This is a genomic window from Shigella sp. SIG3 (assembly GCF_053555855.1).
In genome coordinates, this window is the sequence record NZ_JBQZXE010000181.1 from 1 (window position 1) to 5,131 (window position 5,131).

Below are 5,131 nucleotides of genomic sequence, written 5' to 3' on the forward strand. Positions count from 1 at the left end.
TGGGGGAAAAACGAGTATTTTTAGTCATCCTGTTTACCTCTTTCTCAGGAAGTTTAGTCTCCAGGATTCCCGGGGCGGTTCAGATAGTGCTAACGGGTGAGCTACGAAAGTGGCTCACCCGAAATTTCATACTTCTGCCTTTAGCCCCGTCTCTATAATTTGGGAAAATTGTTTCTGAGTGTTCCCAAAAATAATGAATGATGAAAACTTTTTCAAAAAAGCGGCGGCGCATGGGGAGGAACCTCCTTTAACTCCTCAAAACGAACATCAGCGGTCCGGGCTGCGCTTCGCCCGTCGCGTCAGACTACCCCGTGCGGTTGGCCTGGCTGGCATGTTCTTACCGATTGCTTCAACGCTGGTTTCGCACCCGCCGCCGGGCTGGTGGTGGCTGGTGTTGGTCGGCTGGGCGTTCGTCTGGCCGCATTTAGCCTGGCAGATAGCGAGCAGGGCCGTCGATCCGCTTAGCCGGGAAATTTACAACTTAAAAACCGATGCAGTATTAGCGGGAATGTGGGTAGGCGTAATGGGCGTAAACGTGCTGCCTTCCACCGCTATGTTGATGATTCTGTGTCTGAATTTGATGGGGGCAGGCGGCCCCCGTCTGTTTGTCGCGGGTCTGGTGTTGATGGTGGTTTCCTGCCTTGTCACCCTCGAGCTTACGGGCATTACCGTGTCGTTCAATAGTGCGCCGCTGGAATGGTGGCTCTCCCTTCCCATTATTGTCGTTTATCCTCTGCTGTTTGGCTGGGTCAGCTACCAGACGGCAACCAAACTGGCGGAACATAAACGCAGGTTGCAGGTCATGAGTACTCGCGACGGCATGACGGGCGTGTATAACCGACGTCATTGGGAAACTATGTTACGCAATGAATTTGATAACTGTCGGCGGCATAATCGCGATGCAACGTTACTGATTATCGATATCGACCATTTCAAGAGCATCAACGATACCTGGGGTCATGATGTGGGCGATGAAGCGATTGTGGCGCTTACCCGACAGTTACAAATTACCCTGCGCGGTAGCGATGTGATTGGTCGGTTTGGCGGCGATGAGTTTGCAGTAATCATGTCCGGTACGCCAGCTGAGAGCGCCATTACCGCCATGTTACGGGTGCGTGAAGGGCTAAACACGTTACGCTTGCCGAATACGCCACAGGTAACTTTACGGATTAGTGTGGGGGTTGCGCCGCTGAACCCACAAATGAGTCACTATCGTGAGTGGTTGAAATCGGCAGATTTGGCGCTTTACAAAGCAAAGAAAGCCGGACGTAACCGCACCGAAGTGGCGGCCTGACGTCCGGCGAAAGTCATCAGGATTTGCTGAGTTTTTCTGATTTTTCCATACACTTCGTCATCGCTTCGATCACTGCGGCACGGAAGCCTTTCTCTTCCAGTACGCGTACCGCTTCAATGGTGGTACCTCCCGGTGAGCAGACCATATCTTTCAGTGCCCCCGGATGTTCTCCCGTTTCCAGCACCATTTTTGCGGAACCCATTACCGCCTGAGCGGCAAATTTATACGCCTGGACGCGTGGCATCCCGCCCAGCACGGCGGCGTCGGCCATCGCTTCGATAAACATAAATACGTAGGCTGGCGAAGAACCGCTCACACCGACCACCGGGTGGATCATCGGCTCAGCAATTACTTCCGCTTCGCCAAAGCAGCGGAAAATATTCAGCACATCAGCGGTATCTTCTGGGGTTACCAGCGCGTTTGGCGTTACGGAGGTCATCCCGGCATTAACCAGCGCGGGAGTGTTCGGCATGGCGCGGATAATTTTCCGGTCATGGCCCAGCGCGCGGGCAAGCTGGTCGAGCGTGACACCTGCAGCAATAGAAACGACCAGAGAGTCTTTATTCAGGCTGGAGGTGATTTCGCTAAGCACTTTAATCATGATGCCAGGTTTAACGGCAGCAAAAATGATGTCGGCGATTTGCGCCACTTCTTGCGCCGATTCTGCGGCGTTGATGCCGAACTGGTCATGCAGGGCGGCGACTTTATCCGGGGAGGGGGTGTATACCCAGATTTGCCCTGGAAGCACCTGACCGCTGGCAATTAGACCGCCGAGAATGGCTTTTCCCATATTGCCGCAGCCAATAAAACCGATTTTCTTTTCCATTGCCTCACTCCTGCCGTGAAATTCATTGTTTTGATAATCGCTGGCAGAAGCATAAACAGAACTATGCCGGAAGGCAAAAGCGCGACACAATAGAGGATTACCCAACAAAGGATGACTTTATGACAATTTGGGTGGATGCCGACGCGTGTCCCAATGTAATTAAAGAGATTTTGTATCGCGCGGCGGAACGTATGCAGATGCCGCTGGTACTGGTAGCAAACCAGAGTTTACGCGTGCCGCCATCGCGATTTATTCGTACGCTGCGCGTCGCGGCAGGTTTCGACGTTGCCGATAACGAAATTGTCCGGCAGTGTGAAGCGGGCGATTTGGTGATCACCGCAGATATACCTTTGGCTGCTGAAGCCATCGAGAAAGGCGCAGCGGCGCTTAATCCGCGCGGCGAACGTTACACGCCAGCGACCATTCGTGAGCGCCTGACGATGCGCGATTTTATGGATACCTTACGTGCCAGTGGGATCCAGACCGGCGGACCAGATAGCCTTTCACAACGTGACCGCCAGGCCTTTGCCGCGGAGCTGGAGAAGTGGTGGCTGGAAGTGCAACGTAGTCGTGGCTAAATGTAATTTATTATTTACACTTCATTCTTGAATATTTATTGGTATAGTAAGGGATGTATTGAGATTTTCACTTTAAGTGGAATTTTTTCTTTACAATCGAAATTGTACTAGTTTGATGGTATGATCGCTATTCTCATGACACCGGCTTTCGCCGCATTGCGACCTATTGGGGAAAACCCACGATGACACAACCTCTTTTTCTGATCGGGCCTCGGGGCTGTGGTAAAACAACGGTCGGAATGGCCCTTGCCGATTCGCTTAACCGTCGGTTTGTCGATACCGATCAGTGGTTGCAATCACAGCTCAATATGACGGTCGCGGAGATCGTCGAAAGGGAAGAGTGGGCGGGATTTCGCGCCAGAGAAACGGCGGCGCTGGAAGCGGTAACTGCGCCATCCACCGTTATCGCTACAGGCGGCGGCATTATTCTGACGGAATTTAATCGTCACTTCATGCAAAATAACGGGATCGTGGTTTATTTGTGTGCGCCAGTATCAGTCCTGGTTAACCGACTGCAAGCTGCACCGGAAGAAGATTTACGGCCAACCTTAACGGGAAAACCGCTGAGCGAAGAAGTTCAGGAAGTGCTGGAAGAACGCGATGCGCTATATCGCGAAGTTGCGCATATTATCATCGACGCAACAAACGAACCCAACCAGGTGATTTCTGAAATTCGTAGCGCCCTGGCACAGACGATCAATTGTTGATTTTAGAGCGCCTATACTTAACGTTCATCCCGTGAAATAAGGAAGAACGATGCCAACGAAACCGCCTTATCCTCGTGAAGCATATATAGTGACGATTGAAAAAGGAAAGCCAGGACAGACGGTAACCTGGTACCAACTCAGAGCCGATCATCCTAAACCAGACTCGTTGATCAGTGAACATCCGACGGCTCAGGAAGCGATGGATGCGAAAAAACGCTATGAGGACCCTGACAAAGAGTGACCGCATCAGACTGCTCGGAAGGGATTCTGAGTGCCACTACAAGGGATCTGCGTCACATTTTTCATAATTCATGTTTTTCTAATAATTAGAATATTAAACAATAACATTCCATTACTGGAATCATTTGGAATCTTTACATTATGCCGTGCACGTCTGCTGCTACGCTTTTTGTCATTTGTAGCACAAGTAAGTGTCAGCAGTGGTGCTTCACACTTGCCCGGTAATTAACGACGAAAGAAAAGTAAGGTGGATGAACAATGAGTGCGTCGTTGGCGATCCTGACCATCGGCATTGTACCTATGCAGGAGGTTTTGCCGCTCCTGACGGAATACATTGACGAAGATAATATTTCCCATCATAGCCTGCTGGAGAAGTTAAGTCGTGAAGAAGTGATGGCGGAGTACGCGCCAGAAGCAGGCGAAGACACCATTCTCACATTATTAAATGACAACCAGCTGGCCCATGTTTCGCGTCGTAAAGTGGAGCGAGATCTGCAAGGTGTGGTTGAAGTGCTCGATAATCAGGGTTATGACGTCATTTTATTAATGAGTACAGCAAACATTAGTAGTATGACTGCGCGTAATACGATCTTTCTTGAGCCGTCGCGAATATTGCCTCCACTGGTTTCCTCTATTGTTGAAGATCATCAGGTGGGGGTTATCGTTCCGGTTGAGGAGATGCTGCCCGTTCAGGCGCAAAAATGGCAAATTTTGCAGAAATCGCCGGTATTTTCATTGGGTAACCCCATTCATGATTCAGAACAAAAAATCATTGATGCTGGGAAAGAATTACTGGCAAAAGGGGCTGATGTCATCATGCTGGATTGTTTAGGATTCCACCAACGTCATCGCGATTTACTGCAAAAACAGCTCGATGTTCCTGTCTTGCTCTCTAACGTATTGATTGCACGGCTGGCTGCGGAATTACTGGTGTAATTTTGCGTGACAGCCAGCGCCTCTGGCCCCTATAGTGAAGTAGATGTTCAACTACCAGACAGGGCCAGTTTATGCTTCAAAGTAATGAGTACTTTTCCGGCAAAGTGAAATCGATCGGCTTTTCCAGCAGCAGCACTGGTCGCGCCAGCGTGGGTGTTATGGTTGAAGGCGAATACACCTTCAGCACCGCTGAGCCGGAAGAGATGACGGTAATCAGTGGCGCGCTGAATGTGTTACTGCCTGACGCGACCGACTGGCAAGTGTATGAAGCCGGTTCGGTGTTTAATGTTCCCGGTCACAGTGAGTTTCATCTTCAAGTTGCCGAACCTACCTCTTATCTGTGCCGCTATCTGTAATTCCTCGCCTTCCCCTTGAACGGGAGGGCATTTTTCTGAAATATCCTCTCTTTAACCCATAATAATATTTCCTTTGCTGCGATTTTTTCAATTTCCGATATATTCATAATTCATCAAGGTTGATATAAATATCAGTGAAGATCTCCAGGGTAATGACTCCAACTTACTGATGGTGTTTTATGTTCAGATAATGC

Annotated in this window: 7 protein-coding genes; 6 read left to right on the plus strand and 1 reads right to left on the minus strand. The window is 49.9% G+C overall.

Annotated features, from left to right (window positions below; all coding sequences use genetic code 11):
- Positions 1–178 precede the first annotated feature (178 nt).
- Positions 179–1,294, plus strand: a complete 1,116-nt coding sequence (adrA, locus tag ACUU1I_RS19540; protein ID WP_024259952.1) for a diguanylate cyclase AdrA — start codon at positions 179–181, stop codon at positions 1,292–1,294.
- A 16-nt stretch (positions 1,295–1,310) separates the two neighbouring features.
- Here adrA and proC read toward each other — a convergent pair whose 3' ends face one another.
- Positions 1,311–2,120: a pyrroline-5-carboxylate reductase gene (gene proC / locus ACUU1I_RS19545; protein ID WP_005066432.1), complete on the minus strand. Its 810-nt coding sequence runs from the start codon at positions 2,118–2,120 to the stop codon at positions 1,311–1,313.
- Between the two features lie 119 nt (positions 2,121–2,239).
- Here proC and ACUU1I_RS19550 point away from each other — a divergent pair, with 119 nt between their 5' ends.
- From ACUU1I_RS19550 to ppnP, 5 genes are all read left to right on the plus strand, one after another.
- A complete protein-coding gene (locus ACUU1I_RS19550) occupies positions 2,240–2,698 on the plus strand; it encodes a YaiI/YqxD family protein (RefSeq protein ID WP_000158159.1) in 459 nt (152 codons plus the stop codon).
- A gap of 182 nt (positions 2,699–2,880) precedes the next feature.
- Positions 2,881–3,405 (plus strand): shikimate kinase AroL, encoded by a 525-nt coding sequence (gene aroL / locus ACUU1I_RS19555; protein WP_000193391.1) that lies wholly within the window; start codon positions 2,881–2,883, stop codon positions 3,403–3,405.
- A 49-nt stretch (positions 3,406–3,454) separates the two neighbouring features.
- Entirely contained in the window at positions 3,455–3,646 is a 192-nt protein-coding gene (gene yaiA, locus ACUU1I_RS19560) for a protein YaiA (RefSeq protein WP_001142439.1), read from the plus strand.
- 257 nt (positions 3,647–3,903) lie between these two features.
- Positions 3,904–4,581: an AroM family protein gene (locus ACUU1I_RS19565; protein WP_152030620.1), complete on the plus strand. Its 678-nt coding sequence runs from the start codon at positions 3,904–3,906 to the stop codon at positions 4,579–4,581.
- Positions 4,582–4,652: 71 nt separating this feature from the next.
- Positions 4,653–4,937 (plus strand): pyrimidine/purine nucleoside phosphorylase, encoded by a 285-nt coding sequence (ppnP, locus tag ACUU1I_RS19570; RefSeq protein ID WP_000941942.1) that lies wholly within the window; start codon positions 4,653–4,655, stop codon positions 4,935–4,937.
- The last annotated feature ends 194 nt before the right edge of the window (positions 4,938–5,131 follow it).